The following is a 2,345-nucleotide window of genomic DNA, read 5'->3' on the forward strand; positions in this document are numbered from 1 at the left end:
CCCATCTCATCGAACAGCGTATCGCTTCTCTCACGAGCACCACGCCCCCGCTCGCCCCGACTTATTGAGCAGTTACACTGTGATCAATCGGGTGAGGTGGCACGGTTCTTGTGTTGATTGGCTGGCCTTGCAGCTTCGCAAGCTACATTCGTTTGAGGAGAGGATGTTGAATACCACGAGCCCCATGCTGGTCGAAGGCTTCTTCGACCCCGGTACCTGGACGATCAGCTACCTTTTGCTGGATGTCCGCACGGGCGACTGTGCACTGATCGACAGCGTCCTCGACTATGACCCGAAGTCAGGCCGTACCTCCACGATGACAGCCGACAAGCTAGTCTCTCGCGTCCACGAGCTGGGCGTGAAGGTCCAGTGGCTTCTCGAAACCCACGTGCACGCCGACCACCTGTCCGCCGCGCCCTACCTCAAGGAAAGACTCGGTGGAAAGATTGCGATCGGCGCGCAGGTGACGCGCGTGCAAGACGTGTTCGGCAAGCTGTTCAACGCCGGCTCGAGATTCGCGCACGATGGCAGCCAGTTCGATCACCTGCTCTTCGACGGCGAAACATTCGCCGTCGGAGCGTTGCAGGCGCGCGCCATCCATACCCCGGGCCATACGCCGGCCTGCATGACCTATGTGGTCAGCGACGGCGTGCAGACCGCAGCCTTTGTCGGGGACACCCTGTTCATGCCCGACTACGGTACCGCGCGCTGCGACTTTCCCGGCGGCGACGCCCGTACACTCTACCGGTCAATCGACAAGGTGCTGAGCCTGCCGGCGGACACGAGGCTGTACATGTGCCACGACTACCAGCCAGGCGGGCGGCCTTTGCAGTTTGTCAGCACGGTAGCCGAGGAACGCGAGCACAACGTCCATATACGCAACGGTATCAGCGAAGAGGCCTTCGTTGCGATGCGCACTGCGCGCGACGCGACGCTCAACATGCCGGTGCTGATGCTGCCGTCAGTGCAGGTCAACATGCGCGCCGGACATATGCCCGATCCGGAAGATAACGGAGTGCCGTATCTCAAGATTCCCCTCAACGCAATCTGAGCCGGTCCACGTCGTTAATAGAAGCAACAGGAGAAGTTGATGGACATCAAGACACTGACGGCCGACCTAGCGGTATCGCAACAGATTGCCGCATCCGCCCTGCGTGCGATCGCGGACGCTGGCTTTCGCGCCGTCGTCTGCAATCGCCCCGACGGAGAAGGTTCCGACCAGCCCAACTTTAGCGAGATCGAGGCGGCGGCCCGTGAACATGGTATCGAGACCCACTACCTGCCCATCGAGTCCGGCAAGGTCGGCGATGCCGAGACTGCGCAGTTTGGCGAACTGATGCAGGCACTGCCGAAGCCGGTGCTTGCCTATTGCCGCACCGGGATGCGTGCCGCGACGCTGTGGGCGCTATCCGAAGCGCCCCGCCGGCCGCTGCCGGACATCATCGCCGCCGGCAAGGCAGCAGGCTATGACCTGTCCGCGCTGGCACGGCGTATCGCCAACGGCGGCAAGGTGCCCGTCGAAGTAGCCGTGGCCAGTCACGACATTGTGATCATCGGCGCAGGCGCCGCGGGCGTGGCGGCAGCCTCGAGCTTGCTCGCGCGCGACCGCAACCTCGACATCGCCGTAATCGACCCCGCCGACGTCCACTATTACCAGCCAGGTTGGACCATGGTCGGAGCCGGTGTGTTCGATCCCGGGACCACCGCGCGCGAGATGGCCGCCGTGCTCCCTCGCAAGGTGCACTGGATCAAGGCCGCAGTGGCAGCGTTCGAGCCGGAAAAGAATTCGGTGGTTCTCGAAGGATGCCGGGTGGTGAGCTACAGGCAGCTCATCGTTTGTCCGGGACTGAAGCTGGACTGGCATGCTATCGACGGGTTGCCGGAAACCCTTGGCCAAAATGGCGTGACGTCCAACTACCGCTACGATCTTGCTCCCTATACCTGGCAGCTCGTGCGCCAGCTCAAGGGCGGTCGCGCGCTATTCACCCAGCCGCCGATGCCGATCAAATGCGCCGGGGCGCCGCAAAAGGCGATGTATCTGTCCTCGGATCACTGGCGGCGTTCAGGCCGGCTCGGGCAGATAGATGTCCAGTTCTTCAATGCCGGGGCGGTGTTGTTCGGCGTGGCCGACTATGTCCCGGCCCTGATGGAGTATGTCAAGCGTTACGACATCGCACTCAACTTCGGCTTCAACTTGATTGCGATAGACGGCCCCGGCAAACGCGCGATTTTCAGGCACACGCTCGAGAACGGCAACGTGGAATCGGTGACTAGTACTACTGTGTTAAAAAATAAGGCATTATTTGCTTATCTTCAAGTGAGTTACGAGGAAAGCGATGGAAGCC

At 61.5% G+C, this 2,345-nt stretch carries 2 protein-coding genes; both read left to right on the forward strand.

Features of this window, described 5'->3' with window-relative positions; translation table 11 throughout:
* Positions 1-163: 163 nt before the first annotated feature.
* Positions 164-1,051: an MBL fold metallo-hydrolase gene (locus tag ACGLHR_RS51415; RefSeq protein WP_400103785.1), complete on the forward strand. Its 888-nt coding sequence runs from the start codon at positions 164-166 to the stop codon at positions 1,049-1,051.
* A 39-nt stretch (positions 1,052-1,090) separates the two neighbouring features.
* Positions 1,091-2,345 (forward strand): TIGR01244 family sulfur transferase (locus tag ACGLHR_RS51420; RefSeq protein ID WP_400103783.1); only part of this gene is annotated, 1,255 nt, incomplete at its 3' end.

Origin of the sequence: Cupriavidus sp. CuC1 (assembly GCF_044627735.1) — a bacterium.
Lineage (GTDB): Bacteria > Pseudomonadota > Gammaproteobacteria > Burkholderiales > Burkholderiaceae > Cupriavidus > Cupriavidus ulmosensis.